This is a genomic window from Gemmiger gallinarum (assembly GCF_014982805.1).
GTDB lineage: Bacteria > Bacillota > Clostridia > Oscillospirales > Ruminococcaceae > Gemmiger > Gemmiger gallinarum.
Genome location: NZ_JADCKC010000002.1, coordinates 707,634 through 725,303 on the forward strand (window position 1 = coordinate 707,634; position 17,670 = coordinate 725,303).

14 protein-coding genes are annotated in these 17,670 nt (G+C 59.5%); 4 read left to right on the plus strand and 10 right to left on the minus strand.

The window, feature by feature from the left end:
- Position 1 precedes the first annotated feature (1 nt).
- Entirely contained in the window at positions 2-1,102 is a 1,101-nt protein-coding gene (locus INF35_RS08835; protein ID WP_235983167.1) for an ABC transporter substrate-binding protein, read from the minus strand.
- Complete coding sequence (locus INF35_RS08840) at positions 1,099-2,073, minus strand: ABC transporter ATP-binding protein (protein WP_193501585.1); 975 nt, start codon at positions 2,071-2,073, stop codon at positions 1,099-1,101. Before INF35_RS08840 ends, INF35_RS08835 begins: the two co-directional genes overlap by 4 nt.
- A gap of 177 nt (positions 2,074-2,250) precedes the next feature.
- Between INF35_RS08840 and INF35_RS08845 the strand changes: the two genes are divergently transcribed.
- Complete coding sequence (locus INF35_RS08845) at positions 2,251-2,625, plus strand: helix-turn-helix domain-containing protein (protein ID WP_193501587.1); 375 nt, start codon at positions 2,251-2,253, stop codon at positions 2,623-2,625.
- A 13-nt stretch (positions 2,626-2,638) separates the two neighbouring features.
- Complete coding sequence (locus INF35_RS14060; RefSeq protein WP_193501589.1) at positions 2,639-4,105, plus strand: recombinase family protein; 1,467 nt, start codon at positions 2,639-2,641, stop codon at positions 4,103-4,105.
- 229 nt (positions 4,106-4,334) lie between these two features.
- On the opposite strand, the gene INF35_RS08855 is transcribed toward INF35_RS14060, so the two are convergent.
- A complete protein-coding gene (locus INF35_RS08855) occupies positions 4,335-5,216 on the minus strand; it encodes a MerR family transcriptional regulator (RefSeq protein WP_193501590.1) in 882 nt (293 codons plus the stop codon).
- Positions 5,217-5,481: 265 nt separating this feature from the next.
- Positions 5,482-5,856 (minus strand): hypothetical protein, encoded by a 375-nt coding sequence (locus INF35_RS08860; protein WP_193501591.1) that lies wholly within the window; start codon positions 5,854-5,856, stop codon positions 5,482-5,484.
- Between the two features lie 305 nt (positions 5,857-6,161).
- Between INF35_RS08860 and INF35_RS08865 the strand changes: the two genes are divergently transcribed.
- Entirely contained in the window at positions 6,162-6,512 is a 351-nt protein-coding gene (locus INF35_RS08865) for a DUF2200 domain-containing protein (protein WP_193501592.1), read from the plus strand.
- 386 nt (positions 6,513-6,898) lie between these two features.
- Here the strand turns inward: INF35_RS08865 and serS are convergent, their stop codons facing one another.
- The 3 genes from serS to INF35_RS08880 all read right to left on the minus strand — a co-directional run bounded on the left by serS (position 6,899) and on the right by INF35_RS08880 (position 9,980).
- On the minus strand, positions 6,899-8,209 hold the full coding sequence (gene serS / locus INF35_RS08870; protein WP_193501593.1) for a serine--tRNA ligase: 1,311 nt from the start codon (positions 8,207-8,209) through the stop codon (positions 6,899-6,901).
- A 69-nt stretch (positions 8,210-8,278) separates the two neighbouring features.
- Positions 8,279-9,172, minus strand: a complete 894-nt coding sequence (locus INF35_RS08875; RefSeq protein ID WP_193501594.1) for a ParB/RepB/Spo0J family partition protein — start codon at positions 9,170-9,172, stop codon at positions 8,279-8,281.
- Positions 9,173-9,212: 40 nt separating this feature from the next.
- Positions 9,213-9,980 (minus strand): ParA family protein, encoded by a 768-nt coding sequence (locus INF35_RS08880; RefSeq protein WP_193501595.1) that lies wholly within the window; start codon positions 9,978-9,980, stop codon positions 9,213-9,215.
- 2,038 nt (positions 9,981-12,018) lie between these two features.
- On the opposite strand from INF35_RS08880, the gene INF35_RS08885 reads away from it, so the two are divergent.
- A complete protein-coding gene (locus tag INF35_RS08885; RefSeq protein WP_193501597.1) occupies positions 12,019-13,008 on the plus strand; it encodes a D-alanyl-D-alanine carboxypeptidase family protein in 990 nt (329 codons plus the stop codon).
- Positions 13,009-13,160: 152 nt separating this feature from the next.
- Here INF35_RS08885 and INF35_RS08890 read toward each other — a convergent pair whose 3' ends face one another.
- The 3 genes from INF35_RS08890 to mnmG form a co-directional block, all read right to left on the minus strand.
- Positions 13,161-14,099 carry a ParB/RepB/Spo0J family partition protein gene (locus INF35_RS08890; RefSeq protein WP_193501599.1) on the minus strand — a complete coding sequence of 313 codons (939 nt, stop codon included), beginning with the start codon at positions 14,097-14,099 and terminating at the stop codon, positions 13,161-13,163.
- A gap of 365 nt (positions 14,100-14,464) precedes the next feature.
- A complete protein-coding gene (gene rsmG / locus INF35_RS08895; RefSeq protein ID WP_193501601.1) occupies positions 14,465-15,169 on the minus strand; it encodes a 16S rRNA (guanine(527)-N(7))-methyltransferase RsmG in 705 nt (234 codons plus the stop codon).
- Positions 15,166-17,085, minus strand: coding sequence for a tRNA uridine-5-carboxymethylaminomethyl(34) synthesis enzyme MnmG (gene mnmG / locus INF35_RS08900; RefSeq protein ID WP_193501789.1), 1,920 nt, complete (start codon positions 17,083-17,085; stop codon positions 15,166-15,168). Before mnmG ends, rsmG begins: the two co-directional genes overlap by 4 nt.
- Between the last annotated feature and the right edge of the window lie 585 nt (positions 17,086-17,670).

Genomic DNA, 17,670 nt, shown 5'->3' on the forward strand with positions numbered 1-17,670 from the left:
TTTATTGGCAGATCTCGTTCAGCTTGGCAGCGGTCTCGTCAGCGACGGGCACCATCGCATCCCAGTCGGTGGGCAGCTGCGGGATGTCGGCCACGTTGGTGCGGTTGGAGCACTGGATGTCGGTGCGGCCGGGCAACAGGTAGGCGTCAGCCACCAGCTGTTGAGCCTCGTCGCTGAACAGGAAGTCCACAAAGGCCTTGGCGTTGTCCATATCCGGGGCGGTCTTCATGATCATGGCCGGGCGAGGGTTGATGACGGTGCCGCTGGCCGGGTAGTAGATGTTGATGGGCTCGCCGTCATCGATGGAAGAGTAGGCGTTGTAGTCCACGCCGGCGATCAGGATGCCCTTCTCACCGGTGGTGACAGCTTCCAGCGCGGCCGCATTGGCGCCGGGCACCGTCAGGCCGTTGTCCGCCCAGGACTGCATGATCTCCTCGCCGTTGTCCAGGCCGGTGACCAGGCCGGCCAGGAAGTCCTTGCAGGCGCCGGACTTTTCGGGGTCGGGGATCGCGATGTCGTCGGCATACTGACTGTCGGCCAGGTCGGCCCAGTCGGCGTTCAGTTCAGGGTAGATCGTGGTGTTGTAGATCACGCCCACGGCAGACGCGCTGTAACCGAACAGCATGCTGTCATCGTCGATCCAGCCGGGCTGGATTTTGTCGGCATTGGCGGGGGTGTAGCTGACGATCTTGTCGTCGGCTTTCATGGACAGGCCGTCCGACCAGGAAGCCAGAATGACCACGTCGGCCACCGGGTTGGCCTCCTCCGTTTCAAGACGGGCCAGAATCTCGCCGGTGGTGCCCTGGAACTGCTCCACCTGGATGCCGGTCTCTTCGGTGAAGGCGGCGGCCAGCTTGTCGGCCAGGCCGGCCGGGCTGGGCATATAGACAGTCACTTTGCCGGAACCGGTAGCGGTGGCCTCAGACGAAGCTTCCGACGTGGTGGTGGATTCGCTGGCCGCCTCCGAGGAGGAAGCCGGGGCGCTCTCGCTCGCCGTGGAGCTGCTTCCGCTGGTGGCTGTGCTACCGCAGGCCGCCAGGCTCACCGTCATGCAGCCGGCAGCCAGCAGGGCCGCGGCGCGTTTCATGGTACTACGTTTCATTTTCCGTTCACTCCTTCTACTGTGATAATTTGCTTCGGGTCTATGTAAACTGAAAGTGTTTCGCCCACAGCCGCCTTGCGGCCACAGTGAAGCATCCAGGTCACATCGGGCTGATAGGTCAGCTGCACCTCATAGCAGTCACCCAGGTACTGCACGCTCTGCACCGGCAGTTTGTACTCGGTGCAGCCGGGCGCCGGGTCCACCGTCATGGCCTCGGGCCGGAACAGGCGGGTGGCGTCCAGCCAGTTGGATTTGCCCACAAAATGCGCCACAAACCGGGTGGCGGGGTGGTGGTAGATCTCCTCCGGCGTGTCATACTGCTGCACCACGCCGCCGTCCAGCACGGCGATCTTGTCGCTCATGCTCATGGCCTCGGTCTGGTCGTGGGTGACAAACACCGCCGTAAAGCCCAAGCGGGAGACAAGCTCCTTGAGCTCGTGGCGCATTTCCTCCCGCAGCAGGGCGTCCAGCGCCGAGAGCGGCTCGTCAAACAAAATGCAGCTCGGCTCGATGACGATGGCCCGGGCAAAAGCCACCCGCTGCTGCTGCCCGCCCGAGAGCTGGTGCGGATACCGCTGGGCCAGCTCCTCCAGGTGGACGCTGCGCAGCGCCTCCATTACTTTGTCGCGCAGCCCGTCGGTGCGGTTCTGCGCCCGCAAGCCGAAGGCGACATTCTCAAACACCGTCATGTGGGGCCACAGGGCAAAATCCTGGAACACAAAGCCAAGGCCCCGCTTTTCGGGCGGGGTGTCGATCTTTTTCTCTTTGGAAAAGATACAGCGGTCATCAAACCAAATTTCTCCGGTGTCGGGGGTCTCCAGCCCGGCGATCATGCGCAGCAGCGTGGTCTTTCCGCAGCCGGAGGAACCCAGCAGCGTGGTAAAGCTGCCGCTCTCCACCGTCAGGGTGGTGGGAGCGATGACCTGCTTGCTGCCAAACGACTTGGTAATGTTGGTCAGGCGGATTTCCATAAACTTCCTCGATTCAACCTTAAAATCGGCTTATATTCTACCCCCCTCCCCGCGTATTTTTCGACCATGTGCGCGTTATATTTTGGTAAAATTTGTGTAACGCGGTATCCACACTTGACGAATATGCCAATACTGATTATACTTGAATTATAAATCAAATTAAAAGGAAGGAACACTATGGACGTATCCATCGGCACCCGGCTGCGCGTGCTGCGCAAGGACGCGGGGCTGACCCAGGCCCAACTGGCGGCGTTGGCTGGCACCAACCAGGCTGCCATCAACCGGTATGAAACTGACAGGGCGGCAGCACCTTACCGTATCCTGGTCTGGTATGCGACCTATTTTAACGTATCGCTGGACTATATTTTTGGCCTGTGCGAGGACCCCCGCGGGCGGTATGTCTGCGTCACGCCGGAGGGGGCGCAGGAAGTGGTGCAGTGCAAGCCGGATTGGGGCGAGTTTGTCGAAGCCTGCTTCACGCCGGGCAGCGAGCTGAACCGCCGCCTGAAACAGATGATCCTCAACATGGGCGAGGAGGAAAAGCACAAGTAAGGAGGTGCGCGCCGTGAATGCCGTCATTTATGCCCGTTACAGCAGCGACAACCAGCGTGAGGAATCCATCGAAGGCCAACTGCGGGAGTGCAAGGAGTATGCCGACAAAAACGGCATCAACCTGATTGGCACGTACATTGACCGGGCGTTTTCTGCCAAGACCGACAGCCGCCCGCAGTTCCAGCAGATGATCCACGACAGCGCCACCCACACCTTTGAGGCAGTGCTGGTGTGGAAGCTGGACCGCTTCTCCCGCAACCGGTACGACTCGGCCCACTATAAGCGCATCCTTAAAAACAACCGGGTCCATGTGGTGTCGGTGACCGAGCCCATCTCCAACACGCCGGAGGGCATCATGCTGGAAAGCCTGCTGGAAGGCATGGCCGAGTATTATTCGGCCGACCTGGCCGAGAAGGTCAGCCGCGGCCACAAGGAAAATGCACTCAAGGCCAAGTTCAACGGCGGCCCGGTGCCGCTGGGCTACCGCATCGACAGCGAACAGCACTACCAGCTCGACCCAGCCACCGCACCGGTGGTGCAGGAGGCCTTCCGGCGGTATGCCGACGGGGAGAGTATCAAGGCCATTTGGACAGATTTTAACGGCCGTGGCATCCGAACCAGCCTGGGCAGGCCATTTACCAAAGGCAGTTTTCAAACCATGCTGAAAAACCGCCGGTATCTGGGCGAATACCGCTATAAAGATACAGTCATCCCGGACGCTATTCCGGCCATCATTGACCCGGAACTGTTTGAGCAGGTGCAGTGCCGCTGTGAACGCAACAAAAAGGCTCCGGCGCATACAAAAACACAGGTCAACTTTATGCTGACGACCAAGGCGTTTTGCGGCAAATGCGGCGCGATGGTCAGTGGGGAAAGCGGCAAAAGTCATACGGGTACAGTCCACTATTACTATAAATGTGGAAACCACAAGCGAAATGGCCGCGCCGCCTGCGATTTGCAGGCCGTTCGCAAGGAGCCATTGGAGCTTTTTGTGGTAAAAGCCGCTGTTCAGAAAGTGCTCCAGCCGAAAGTGATGGACCGTCTGTGCGATTTGTTGCTGGCCTATCAAAAACAGGAAAATACCCGGCTTCCACTTTTGCAAAAACAGTTGCAGGAAGTAAAAAAGAAAATCGGAAATCTGATTGCGGCCATTGAACAGGGCATCTTGACGCCATCCACCAAACAACGAATGGATGAGCTGGAACAGCAGCGCCAGACGCTGGAAACCAGTATTTTGCAGGAGCAGATCGAAAAACCGCCCATCACACGGGAGCAGATTCTATTCTGGTTTGACCACTTCCGTCACGGTGATCCGAAAGACCCGGCGTTTCAACAACAGGTCATTGATTGCTTTGTCAATGCGGTGTACCTGTTTGACGACAAAATTGTCCTTGTCTTTAACTACAAAGAGGGTGACCAGCTGGTCACCCTCGAAGAAGTAAAAAGTTCGATTTTAGACGATAATGCTTCACCAAAATAAGCCCTCCAGCTCAGGCTGGAGGGCTTATTTTTGTGCTTCCGTACGAGGAAGCAAACAGGGCGGCGCGCCGCAGCGCGCAAAAAACAGTCCAGTGGACTGTTTTTTAGCCCGCGGGAGATTCCCGTACGGGTCACCGCCCGGCCGCGGGCTTTCTTGCAGGCCGTGGAACAAGCCGCTGCTTCCGTACGAGGAATTGCTGCGCAGGCGACGGAGGCGGATTTGCTTTTTCTCATTCATTGAACTGCAAGCAGTTGCTTTCAAAATAAAAGCGGAAGGCCTGTACAATATACGCACTGCTTCCTTCGCCGTACTTGGCATCGATGATTCTGCTGAAGTAGTCGTTGGAATAGATATCCATCAGCAGCTGGCAGTAGTTCCCCGCGTTTTCAATCTGTGGATCCGGACCGGTTTTCTGCGCGGTTGCAATGATTTCTTCAACCAGATGTTGGACAGTCTTTGAAGCTGCATCCTCCTCTTTGTGAGAAGCCAATGCAAGAAATTTATCGTCCGTTTGCATCTCTTGGGGAATTTGCAATTTCCAGTGATCCACAATTTCAGAAAAATGCTGGAGGTTATGCTTCATGGCTTCCGTATATTTTTCAATACTGCCAAACTGCTGGACAGCCATTCTGGCTACCTGGTCTTCCTCCTCCTTGATTTTTTGGATGAACAGATCAAAATTTGCAATACTGCCCCAGTGCTGGATCACGGCCTGTGACTGATTGGATTTAAACTCTTCCAATGCGCTGATGTAATCTGATAAGTCAAACTCTTTGAAACTCATACAGGATTCTCCTTTCTCAAGGCGTTCCAGAAGCTGTATAAGCCGGTCAAGCCGGTTGCGTTTCAGAAGGAAAAGCTCTTTTTGCCTCTTGAACGCATGGATTCTGTCAAAATCCGATTGCTGTAAAATCTGCTTTATTTCTTTCAAAGAAAATCCCAGTTCACGGAAAAACAGAACTTGCTGCAGGGTCTGCAATGCGTCGTCATCATACATTCTGTAACCGGCTGAGGTGAGTTTGCTTGGTTTCAGCAGCCCGATTTCATCATAGTATTGGAGGGTTCGTACGCTGATGCCTGTCAGCTTGGCAACCTGGCTTATACTTTTCATTGCGAAATTCCTTTCGTTTCAGAAAAAAGCTTATTGGACCCGATCAACGGATTTTGCTTTTCCTGAGAAAAGAATACAGCATTACGTAACGTGAGAGTCAAGAGGATTCCTGATAATTTTGGATTGATATGCCTGCATCCTCTTTATATCCATCCCATACACATAAAAACGCCCCCGCAGAGGCACGGAAAGGCCCGTGTCTTCGCGGGGGCGTTTTATCTTTCTGAGGGCCCCAAAGGGCCCTCAGAAAGATGGCGCCGGGCGGTCAGTGAAAGACCACACGGCGGATGCGGCGGGAAAGCCCCGCCGGTGTGGAACACTGGGAACAGCCTGCCGAGGCGATCCATACCTCCCCGGAAACCACCAGCAGCAGATGCAGCCAGCCGTCTCCCGGCAGACCCGCCGCCTGGGCGGGCACCGTCACCGCAAGGCGCATTGACTTGCGGCGGGTGCATCCCAGCCGGAACCGGAGCGACATGCGGCAGAGGGGCCCCTGCAGCGGCTGACAGCGGTACAGCCAGCGCCAGGCAGCGTATTCCAGCACCCGGGGGTCCAGAGGCAGCCCGCCCGTCTCCAAAACGGTTTTGTCGCTGGTGGTGATGCGGCATCCAATGTTGCCATAGTGAATCTGTTTGACCATAAGTATTCTCCTTTCAAAGAGCAGGACAAAAGAAAAAACGGTACACGAATCCCGCAGGATCCGCATTACCGTTTGTTGATCTTCGGTTGTAAGCTCCTCAAAAGGAACAGGTTTATTGTATCACGTCAAAAACTCCGGCGCAAGACCCGTGATCCATTTTTTTCAGGAGCCTCTCCCCTGCGTCGGTGCGCTTTGTTCCCGGCTGCCTCGGTAAAAAGACCCCGGGAAAAAGCCGTTTCATTCCCTTCTTTACCCCTTTCCCCTGCCATGGTACAATGAAAAAAACGCTGCGGGAGGTTTGCACTGTGTCCAACGAGAAAATATATAAAATGGAATTCTCTAAAATTTATCCACTTCTTGTAAATAAGGCCGAGAGAAAAGGCCGTACCCGCGCCGAGGTGGACGAGGTCATCACCTGGCTGACCGGCTACACGGCGGAGCAGATCGCATCCCTGTCCGGCAGCGGCATCTGCTACGGGGAATTCTTCCGGGATGCCCCCGCCAAAAATCCCGACAGGGTCAAGATCACCGGCACCGTCTGCGGGGTACGGGTGGAGAAAATCGAAGATGAATTTCTCCGGGAAGTGCGGTATCTGGACAAGTTGGTGGATGAGCTTGCCAAAGATAAATCTATGGATAAAATCCTGAGAAAATGACGAAAATACAGAAAAAAGAAGGGAAGCTTTCCTGCCTTTTTTCTGTATATAAGCAGTCGCGTTCCACAAAAATGCAAGAGAAATGTTTCACGACATTACTCGGTAAAAGATACAAAAGAACCGCCATGAAACAGCTGACCTCTCCCCTGCCTCTTTGCCGGAATCCGCCGCCATAAGTGTCATGGACAGCCGGACAATTTCTCCGAAATTGCTCCCCCGTTACAGCTCCCCTTCCCCTCGGCAGCGCCAACAAAAAAAGGCCTCCCGGTCAGGCAGTGCGCCAGGCCGGGAGACCTTTTTTCTTTTATGCTGTGTGCCGGCATATTCCGGCAGCGGAGAAATACGCTGCCCCGCTGTCAGGCATCGTCCGGATTCTGCAGCGAAACTTACTTGTTCTTGCTGGGCACCAGCAGGGCCTTGCCGCCCATGTAGGGGCGCAGGACCTCGGGGATGGTGACGGTGCCGTCGGCCTGGAGATGGTTCTCCAGGAAGGCAATCAGCATGCGGGGCGGGGCCACGCAGGTGTTGTTGAGGGTGTGGGCAAACTGGGTCTTGCCGTTCTCATCCTTGTAGCGGATGCGCAGACGGCGGGCCTGTGCGTCGCCCAGGTTGGAGCAGCTGCACACCTCGAAGTACTTCTGCTGACGGGGGCTCCAGGCCTCAATGTCGCAGCTCTTGACCTTCAGGTCGGCCAGGTCGCCGGAGCAGCAGTCCAGCTGGCGGACGGGGATCTCCAGAGAGCGGAACAGCTCGACGGAGTTATGCCACAGTTTGTCGTACCAGGCCATGCTGTCTTCCGGCTTGCAGACGACGATCATTTCCTGCTTCTCGAACTGATGGATGCGGTAGACGCCCCGCTCCTCGATGCCGTGGGCGCCCTTCTCCTTGCGGAAGCAGGGAGAGTAGCTGGTCAGGGTCAGGGGCAGCTTGGCGCCGTCGATGGTCTGGTCGATGAAGCGGCCGATCATGGAATGCTCCGAAGTGCCGATGAGGTAGAGATCCTCGCCCTCGATCTTGTACATCATGGCGTCCATCTCAGGGAAGGACATGACGCCCTGCACCACGTTGCCGTGGATCATGAAGGGCGGGATCACGTAGGTGAAGCCCTTGTCGATCATGAAGTCCCGGGCGTAGGCCAGCACCGCCTCATGCAGGCGGGCGATGTCTCCCAGCAGGTAGTAGAAGCCGTTGCCGGCCACCCGGCCTGCAGCGTCCAGATCGATGCCGTCAAAGCTTTCCATGATATCCACGTGGTACGGGATGGGATAGTCGGGCACCACCGGCTCGCCGAAGCGCTGGACCTCCACGTTGCAGCTGTCGTCGGGACCGATGGGCACGCTGGGGTCGATCATCTGGGGGATGGTGTACATGATCTCCTGGATGCGGGCCTTGAGTTCATCCTCCTTGGCCTCCAGCTCCTTCAGGCGGTCGGCCTGGGCGGTGACCTGCTTCTTCACTTCCTCGGCCTCGGCAGCCTTGGAGGGGTCCTTCTTGGCCTGGCCCATGAGCATGCCGATCTGCTTGGACAGCTTGTTGCGGTTGGCGCGCAGGCTGTCCGCCTCGCCGATGGCAGCGCGGTACTCGGCATCCAAAGCAATGACCTCATCCACCAGGGGCAGCTTGGCGTCCTGGAATTTCTTCTTGATGTTCTCCTTGACCTCGTCGGGATGTTCCCGGACAAAACGGATATCCAACATGGTTTCCCACTCCTTCAATAACAGTGAATTTCTATTGGAATTACTGGGGGTTCTATGGGTGATACGGCCTTACTGGCCGTCGGCGGACTCAGGGTCGTACTGGCCCAGCAGCTCGGCAAATTTGGACAGCTGCGCGTCGGAGTAAAAGTCGATCTGCAAGGTGCCCCGGCCTTCCTTGTACTGGATGCGCACCTCGCTGCCGGTCACGTCCTTGAGGGCGGCTTCCAGCTCGGTGGCGATCTTGGGACGGGTGAAGGCATCCTCCGCCGGTTTGGGGGCCTTGGGCGGGCGGGACAATCGGCGGCAGAGGGCCTCGGTCTGGCGGACGTTCATGCCCTTGGCCTCCACCTGTTCGGCGGCGGCCTCTATCAGGCTGGCGTCGGGCAGGCCCAGCAGAGCCTTGGCGTGGCCGGTGCTCAGCTTGCCGGTGCGGACCTGTTCCCGGACCGGGTCGGGCAGGGCCAGCAGGCGCAGAGTGTTGGCCAGGGCGCTGCGGCTCTTGCCCAGACGCTTGGCGGCGACTTCCTGGGTCAGGCCGTACTTGTCCATGAGCTGCTGGCAGCCCTCCGCCTCCTCGATGGGGTCCAGGTCCTCCCGCTGAAGGTTTTCAATGAGGGCCAGGGCGGCGGCCTGTTCGTCGGTAACTTCCTTGACCAGCACCGGAACCTCGTCCAGTCCGGCCATGCGGGCGGCGCGCCAGCGGCGTTCCCCCGCGATGATGATATACCCCGGCCCCGCCTTTTTGGGCCGCACTGCAATGGGCTGAAGCAGGCCGTTTTCGGCAATGCTCTGGGAGAGCTCGGCCAGAGCAGTCTCGTCAAAGGTTTTGCGGGGCTGCTCGGGGTCGGGCTCAATCTCCCGCAGAGGGAGGCTGGTCACCGATGCGTCGTCGGCGGAAGGTTCGGGCAGGTCGGCAAACAGGCTGTCCAGCCCTCTGCCCAGTCCGCCTTTGGGTCTTGGCATTCTGGATTACCCCTTTCTTTCGTGCTCTTTCCCTGCGGGATCAGTCTTTTTCGTTGGCGGCCAGAAATTCCCGGGCCATGGCCATGTAGGCCTCACAGCCCTTTCCGTTGGGCTCGTAGAAATTGATGGGCATGCCGAAGCTGGGGGCCTCGGACAGGCGGACGGTGCGGGGAATCACGCTCTTGTACACCTTGTTGCCGTAGTATTTCTTGACCTGGGCCACCACCTGCATGGTCAGGTTGAGGCGGCCGGAATACATGGTAAAGACCACGCCTTCAATGTCCAGGTAGCGGTTGTATTTTTTGCGCACCGTCTTGAGAGTGTTCATCAGTTCCGAGAGGCCTTCCAGGGCGTAGTATTCGCACTGGATGGGGATGAGCACGGTATCGCAGGCGCACAGGCCGTTGAGGGTGAGCAGGTCCAGGGACGGCGGGCAGTCGATGAAGATATAGTCGTACAGCGGCACCACAGGAGCCAGTGCCGACCGCAGGCTGAATTCCCGGCGATCCACCGATACCAGCTCAATGCCCGCACCGGCCAGTTCGGTGTTGGAGGGGATGAGATCGGCGTTGAACTTGGTTTTGACAATGGCTTCCCGCACGTCGGTCTCACCCAGCAGGCAGGGATAGATGCCCGAGGTCAGGGTATGTTTGGCCACGCCGTAGCCCGAGGTGGTGTTGCCCTGAGGGTCCAGGTCCACCACCAGCACCTTTTTGCCCAGTGCTGCGATGCAGGACGACAGGTTGACGACGGTGGTGGTTTTGCCCACGCCGCCCTTTTGGTTTGCCACTGCCACGACTTTAGCCATTGCGCCCTTTCCTTCCTTTTCCGGTTTGATTCATTGCATCAATGCTAAAATTATAGCACAGGAACCGTACAATAAAAAGGGCACAAATACAATTTTGGCGTTTTTTCCGGTTTTGGAAGGGCTTTCGGGGCGGAAAACTTGGGTTTTGCGGGGTTGGAGGGAGTGATTTTTGCGATTTTTTGAAATTGGGGATGGTTGGGAGGCGACGGGAGGCCATGTTTTTTTTGGGGGACAGGCGGCGTTTTGCAGGCTCGAACTATTACAGGTTTTTATTTGGTAGCCCGTTGCGTGGTTTGGGTGCGACGCTTTGGGCAGGCGGCAGCTTTTCCGTGGCCTTCCTTCTTTCGCCGCCGAAAGAAGGAAGCAAGAAAGGCGCCCCAGCGCGAGTGACATAAGAAAACAAAGGTTCTGCAAGAACTGTGAAGCATGGCAAACCCGCTGCAAGGCGGCAGATGCAAGGCAGAGGGCCTATAACCTTACCGCCCAAAAATGACGGGCGGTATCTGCGCGAAGCGCAGACCGGTTTGGCCGGTCGAAAGCCCCACCGGGGCTTTCGTGGCTGCGCCACCCCGGCACTCCTTTGTGGAATGCAAAGCCCGATAACGCAGCAGATGCCGCCTTGCAGACAGAGTTTTGCCACTTTGTTTTCTTATGGAACCGCGCAGAAGTTTCGAGGCGGCGGCCGCACGACTCAAGGGGCCTGCGGGCCCCTTAAGAAACCCCGGGGCAAGTGGTGGGTCGGCCGAGAATTGCCTCCTGCAACTTGAGATAACCGGTCTACGGGTCGTGCCCCGTGCATCACAAGATAAGAGCTCACCCGGCCTCCCATATTTGTGCGGCGGTCGGGCCCCGCAGACCACCGCCTGGGGACAGGGCTTTTCTTTCGTGTGAGGAGGACAGAGTTTTTTCGGGTTCTTTTGGAAAAAGCATCCTCTTCCCTTTTCAAGCATCAGGTCTTGCCGGCGGATACCTGATGACGAGACTTTGTCTTTTATTCCCGGAAAGTTGGCATCACAAACCACCTTGGCAGGGCGGGGCTTTCGCTTTCTGTATTCCAAGGACAGTTACTTTTCGTCGTGCGTGATGGCAGAGACTTTCTCAATGTTCCACGTGGAACATTCACAAGGCACAAGTCCTGCCAACGCCCTGCCCCACCCCATGACTGCCGCAGAAATTCGCAGGGGCTTTTGTACAGGTGCTCCAAAGCAATCCAATTTGAGCCAGACGGGAAAAAGCTCTCTCCCTCTTCCCTGGCTGACTGTTTGGTCTGGACAGAAACTTTCCTCCCTGCCTGTCCACTCCGGTTTCCTCTGCCGGTTTTCCCGGCGTCATTTGGATTTTGTCCCCTTTCCTGCCTCGGGGCCTCTCCCAGTTTGTTCCACGTGGAACATTTACAAAGCCCGTCAAAACACCATACAATCACAAGCCCGCCGTAAGGATTCCTCAAGGTATTTTTGGGGCTGTTCTGCTAGACTGTAAGCAGACCACCGGGGCAGGCCTTTTAGTGGAAGATTCTTCCCCTCCGCCCTAATCAACAAAAAGGAAAAGGCTCTGCGTCACAGTCGGCTGTCTTGTGTCAGACGGCCTTCCCTGTCCCGGACTGCGGGGGCAGAGTCGATGGTCGGTTGGCTTCCCCGGTCATCGGCACAGCTGTCCCCGGGCCCTGCGTGCGGATGGCCTTCCCGATGGGGCCGCAGAGGAGTCCCACGGCAGCAGGCATCCCATATCCAAATCCAAAAAGGAGTGACCCATTTCCATGGCGGGCAATAAATCTTTTCCTACTTCACAAAACCGCACAACACCGCCCTCCCCTTCGGCCCGTCAACGGGCGGCAGGCCCCCGGCATTCGTCAGGTCAGGGCAAGGGCACCCGTTCCGTTCCCGCGTCCGCCCAGGCAAAAAGATCTGTCTCTCCCCAGTGTGCCGTGAAGCCTGCACATCCCCCTGCTCTTCCTTCCGGCGCCGCTCGCTCTCCCCGTCCGGGGAATGTTTCCACCGGACACTCGACCCGTTGCCGGTCGGAACAAAGGCGCCGGGCGGTGGGCAGCTTTCTTGTCACCTTTCTGATCACCATGGCGGTGGTGCTGCCCTGCGCCCTGGGCGTGGGGTTCTATTGGCGGGCCACCCATCCGGCAGACAGCACCGACCCGGCCTCCGCCGCCCAAAGTTTGGGGGCGGGGGGTTCTGCCGATACCTCCTCCGAACCAGAAAACTCCCCGGAACCGGCTGCCCTCACCGTGGATCTGTCCGGCCTGAACAGCCGGGAGGGTATTCTTCTGGAGCGGGGCGGCGGCACCCTGGGAGAAGTGAACGCCGACGAGACCATCTACCCCGCCTCCCTCACCAAGATGATGACGGTATTGCTGGCCGCCGAAGCCTTTGACAATTTGGATGCCCCCGTCACCCTGGGGGACGACCTCTTTGGTCCTCTCTGGGCGGCCAACGCCTCCATGGCAGGCTTTGAACCCGGGGAGACGGTGACGGTGAGGGACCTTCTCTATGGGGCGCTGCTTCCCTCCGGCGCCGAGTGCTGTGCCGCCATCGCCGTTGAGCTGGATGGCAGCGAGGAAGCCTTTGCCCTGCGTATGAACCGCCGTGCTCAGGAGCTGGGCATGGAAAACACCCACTTTGTCAACGCCACCGGCCTGCAGGATGCCCAGCATGTCTCCACCGTGGGGGACCTGGCCCTTCTGCTGGACGCCGCACTGGATAGCCCCACCTTTCGGGAGGTATTCACTGCCCAGCGGTACTCTACCCAGCCTACCAACCTTCACCCCGACGGTATCACGGTGTCCAGCTCGGTCTTTTCCCTTATGCAGGACGCCGACCTGGGCGGCATGACGCTGCTGGGAGGCAAGACCGGCTTTACCGACGAGGCAGGTCTCTGTCTTGCCACCCTGGCCGGGGCCGACGGCGAGGAGTACATCCTGGTCACAGCGGGAGCCCCCGGCCAGAGCCACACCGACACCGCCCACGTTCAGGATGCCGCCGCCGTATACCGCCGCCTGTCCCGGGCGCTGGAGGATTGACCCGGCAGCCTGCTTTATCCTTCTGCTTCCCCAAAACGCCATCCCCTCCCCCGTACGACAGAACCCCCTGACCAAAGGAAACAATGGTCAGGGGGTTCTGTCATCTATGGGGAATGGATCGGAGGATGGCAAAGGATGCCCGGGTCTGCCCTTCAGTCCACGGTGCAGAGGGCGGGGCGGGGGTCGGCGGAGGCGTCGGAGGCGTCGGAATCTTCCCCGGGGATGGAATCTTCTTCCTCCCGGGCGTCGGAAACGGTGAGGATGGGGGCAGGCAGGGTCAGGGGCGGCGTCTCGGCGGCCTCCACCGGGATGCGCACGATGTATTCCAGGCAGCCGTCCCGCTTGCCGCAGGTGGTGGTGGCGGGAATGCCCTTCTGGGCCATGAGGTCCACGGCGTGCTGCAAAGTGTTGACGAAAAGCCGCACGTCCTTGACCATGGGGGTGGTCTTGCGGCAGGGGGATGCCTCCCCCGGTGCGGCGGTGAGCATGGTCTCCACCAGCTTGTCGGCTTCCCGGACGCTCAGACCGTCCCGGGCGATTTTCTCCAAAGCTGCGGTGCGGCGGTTTTCGGGCAGGCGAAGCACCGCCCGGGCGTGACGCTCGCTGAGATGGTTGGCGGTGCAGATCTGCTGCTGTTCGGTGGTCAGGGAGAGCAGCCGCAGTTTGTTGGCCAGGGCGGGCTGGCTCAGGCCCAGACGGCGGGCGGCCTCGGCCTGGGTGCAGCCCCACAGCCGGATGACCTCCCGGATACCCCGGGCGGTGTCAAAGGGGTCCAGCTGGCTGCGCTGGATGTTTTCCAAAAGGCCCAGGGCGGCGCTCTCGCTGTCGTTCCAGTCGGCCAGAATGGCGGGCACCCGCTCCAGCTTGGCCAGACGGCAGGCCCGCAGCCGCCGCTCCCCCGCGATCAGCTGATATTTGCGGATGCCGATGCGCCGCACACTGATGGGCTGCAGCAATCCGTTTTGCAGAATGCTCACTGCCAGGGCGGCGATCTCGGTATCGTCAAAGGCGGTGCGCGCCTGATAGGGCGACGGCTCAATGGCGTCCACGGGCAGCATGAGCACCTTGCCCGGCTTTTGCTTTTCCATCATCTTTGGTCCCTCCGTATGGCAAACAAAACGGCCTGCGCCGGTTTTGAAACAAGCAAAACGCGGCGCAGGCCGGAAGGGTCCTGTACAGTTGGCAAACTCCTCGGTCCCCTTATGCGGAAGCGGTTTCCTTCCCTGCTGCGGGAAAAAGGGCAATCAAAACTTCCGGCGCAGAGGAGCCGGGCCGGAACTTGAACGGGCGGGTCCGGCGGCAGAACCGGGGATACAATACCCTTTTCTCCGCCGCCTTCGACGGCGGGGCGGCCTGTGCTGCGTTTTTCAACAAGAAAAGCATAACACAGCCGCGGGCCACCGGCCAGCAAAATCGTTCGCCGGGGTTCGGGGCAAATCGTGGGGTTTCGGAGCTCTTACAGGGGCTTTTTTGCGATTTTTCCGCCGTTTCTGGGATAAGCGGGCGGAGTTTGCGATATTTTTTCCATGACCAGCAGGCGGCGGGCGCTGCCGTCGGGCAGGGTGAAGGCCCGGTCATCCGCCGCCCGGCCTCCCAGTTTACGCAGGGCACCCGCGGCCAGGTCCAGCTCGTTGTCGGCATCGGGGCCCTTCATGGCGATGAAACGGCCCCCCACCTTCACCAGAGGCAGGCAGTACTCGCACAGCACCGGCAGAGCGGCCACCGCCCGGGCGCTGGCCAGGTCAAAGGCCTCCCGCCACTGCTTGCGGGCGGCTTCCTCCGCCCGTTCCCGGACAAACTCCACCCCGGTCAGGCCCAGCTCGGCGCAGACATATTTGAGAAAATCCATCCGCTTGCCGGTGGGCTCCATGAGGGCCAGCTCCAGCTCCGGCTTGTAGATCTTGGCCACCACGCCGGGAAAGCCTGCCCCGGTGCCCACGTCCACCATGCGGCCGGAGACCTCCGGCTGGGCGGCAAAGAGCAGGCTGTCCGCAAAGTGGCGGTCCTCGATGCCCTCGGGGATGGTGATGGCGGTGAGGTTGACCTTTTCGTTATAATCCACCAGCAGCTGGGCATAGCGGTCCAGCTGGTCCAGCTGGCTGGGGGTGAGTGTAATGTTCCACGTGGAACATTTCTGTGCAAGGCGTTCGCGGTCGATCATTGGGGTTCCTCCCTGTGGGATGTTTCGGGCGTTTGGGCCGGTTGGGTTTTGGCGGCGCCGTGATGCAGCAGCGCCAGGGACAGCTGGGACAGATCGCTGGGCGACACCCCCGGAATGCGCCCGGCCTGGGCCAGGGTGCGGGGAAGGATGCGGGCCAGCTTTTCCCGGGCTTCCAGGGTCAGGGTGGTCAAGGGCGCGTAGTCGAAGTCGGCAGGGATGGCCACCTTTTCGTGGCGCTGGATCTCCCGGATGATGCGCTGTTCCCGGGCAATGTACCCGGCGTAGCGGATCTCGGTCTCGATGCGCAGGGCCATGGTGGGGGTGACCCCCTCTCCCCTGCCGATGACTTTGGCAATCATCTCATACCGAACCTGGGGACGGCGAAGAAGTTCCTCGGCGGTGCCGCCGGTTTCCCCGATGTCGGCATCCCCGGCCACAGCCTTCAGGTCGGCCAGCTTCACCTTGGTGGAGGCCAGCCGGGCCAGCTCGGCGTTCTTGATGTCCCGGTCGTGGCAGAACACTGCCCAGCGGTCGTCGTCCACCAGCCCGTACTCCCGGCCGATGGGGGCCAGGCGCTCGTCGGCGTTGTCCTGACGCAGGGAAAGACGGTACTCACTGCGGCTGGTCATCATGCGGTAGGGGTCCATGACACCCTTGGTGACCAGGTCGTCCACCAGCGTGCCCAAATAGCTGGTGTGCCGGGCCAGAACCAGCTCGGACTTGCCCAGGGCGTGGCGGGCAGCGTTGAGACCGGCCAGCAGCCCCTGAGCGGCGGCTTCCTCGTAGCCGGAGGTGCCGTTGAACTGCCCGGCGCCGTAGACGCCGGAGACTACCTTGCTTTCCAGGGTGGGCTGCAGGGTGGTGGGGTCGACGCAGTCGTACTCGATGGCGTAGGCGGGGCGCATGATCTCCAACTGCTCAAAGCCCACAATGGAGTGGTACATGGCGTTCTGCACCGCTTCCGGCAGACTGGAGGACAGGCCCTGCAGGTACATTTCCTCGGTGTCCTCCCCGCAGGGTTCCACAAAGACGGGGTGGCGCTGCTTGTCCTTGAAGCGGACCACCTTATCCTCGATGGAGGGGCAGTACCGGGGACCCACGCCCTGGATCATGCCGCCGTACAGCGGCGAGCGGTGGAGGTTTTCCAGAATCACCCGGTGGGTGTCGGGATTGGTGTAGGCGATGTAGCAGTCCACCTTGTTGTGCATGGGGGTACGGGTGAGAAAGCTGAAAGGCTGCAGGCTCTCGTCCGGGTCGCCGGGCTGGCGTTCCAGCTTGGAAAAGTCGATGCTGCGGCGGTGGACCCGGGCGGGGGTGCCGGTCTTGAAGCGGCGTAGAGTGAACCCGTGGGCCACCAGATCTTCGGTCAGGCGGGTGGCGGCGTGCTGGCCGTCGGGGCCGCCGTCGTAGTGGGCGTCGCCCACAAAGATGCGCCCGCCCAAGGTGGTGCCGGTGGCGATGACCACGCACTTGCAGGCATAGTAGCCGTTCAGATTGGTGTAGACGCCTGCCACTCGGCCGTCCTGCACGTCGATGCCCACGATCTCGGCCTGGTGGATGTCCAGGTTGGGGGTGAGTTCCAGAGCGTGCTTCATATACATATGATAGCGCTTGCGGTCGGTCTGGACCCGCAGGCTGTGGACGGCGGGGCCTTTGCCCCGGTTGAGCATCCTGCTTTGCAGGAAGGTGGCGTCGGCGGCAATGCCCATGAGGCCGCCCAGAGCGTCGATCTCCCGCACCAGATGGCCCTTTGCGGTGCCGCCGATGGAGGGATTGCAGGGCATGTTGCCGATGAAGTCCAATGTCAGGGTAAAGACGGCGGTGCGGGCGCCCAGGATGGCTGCCGCGTGGGCGGCCTCGATGCCCGCATGGCCCGCGCCCACGACGATAACGTCGTAGCTGCCAAGATGATCGATCAAGATGGTTCGGTCCTTTCGGAGTTTTTTATCGTTTGGTGAGTATGGTTGGAGTTGTGGCTTTTTGGTAAACGGGCGGCGTTTTGCAGGCCCGGTTTATTTGAGATTTTTATTGGGTAACCCGAGGCGCTTTTTTGGTACGACGCTTCGGGAAAACGTCAAATGTTTTGTAGCCTTCCTTCTTTCGCCGCCGAAAGAAGGAAGCAAGAAAGGCGCCGCCGGTTTCGAGGCGGCGGCCGCACGACTTGGGGGCTGCCCGCCCCCAAGACCCCCAAAGAGGAGGTCGAAGGCGGTTTTTCCTAAAAATGAACACAGTACATTTTCTTAACGGAAAAACCGCCTTCTCCATCTCTGAAACGCTGCGGCGTTGGGGATGTGAGGGAAAACGGGTGTCGAAAAAGAAATGAACCACCCGGTGAAAGCACCGTGGAGGCTTTGCACTGGCCGAAACTTAGAAACGGTCTTGGACGCAATATGGATAGCTCTCCCCCGGTCAGCCTGCAAGAGCCTGTGTCTGTATAGATGAGGAAAAGCCTTTCTCCCAGGTGTCAGTCTGGGAAAAGCGTGCCCCCAAAAGGAAAACGA

Bases quoted from the DNA above. Each gene is read 5' to 3' on its own strand.
- serS (WP_193501593.1), bottom strand. From the start codon at position 8,209: ATGTTGGATATCCGTTTTGTCCGGGAACATCCCGACGAGGTCAAGGAG.
- INF35_RS08875 (WP_193501594.1), bottom strand. From the start codon at position 9,172: ATGCCAAGACCCAAAGGCGGACTGGGCAGAGGGCTGGACAGCCTGTTT.
- INF35_RS08890 (WP_193501599.1), bottom strand. From the start codon at position 14,099: ATGATGGAAAAGCAAAAGCCGGGCAAGGTGCTCATGCTGCCCGTGGAC.
- INF35_RS08835 (WP_235983167.1), bottom strand. From the start codon at position 1,102: ATGAAACGTAGTACCATGAAACGCGCCGCGGCCCTGCTGGCTGCCGGC.
- INF35_RS08880 (WP_193501595.1), bottom strand. From the start codon at position 9,980: ATGGCTAAAGTCGTGGCAGTGGCAAACCAAAAGGGCGGCGTGGGCAAA.
- INF35_RS08840 (WP_193501585.1), bottom strand. From the start codon at position 2,073: ATGGAAATCCGCCTGACCAACATTACCAAGTCGTTTGGCAGCAAGCAG.
- INF35_RS08860 (WP_193501591.1), bottom strand. From the start codon at position 5,856: ATGGTCAAACAGATTCACTATGGCAACATTGGATGCCGCATCACCACC.
- rsmG (WP_193501601.1), bottom strand. From the start codon at position 15,169: ATGATCGACCGCGAACGCCTTGCACAGAAATGTTCCACGTGGAACATT.
- INF35_RS08845 (WP_193501587.1), top strand. From the start codon at position 2,251: ATGGACGTATCCATCGGCACCCGGCTGCGCGTGCTGCGCAAGGACGCG.
- INF35_RS08855 (WP_193501590.1), bottom strand. From the start codon at position 5,216: ATGAAAAGTATAAGCCAGGTTGCCAAGCTGACAGGCATCAGCGTACGA.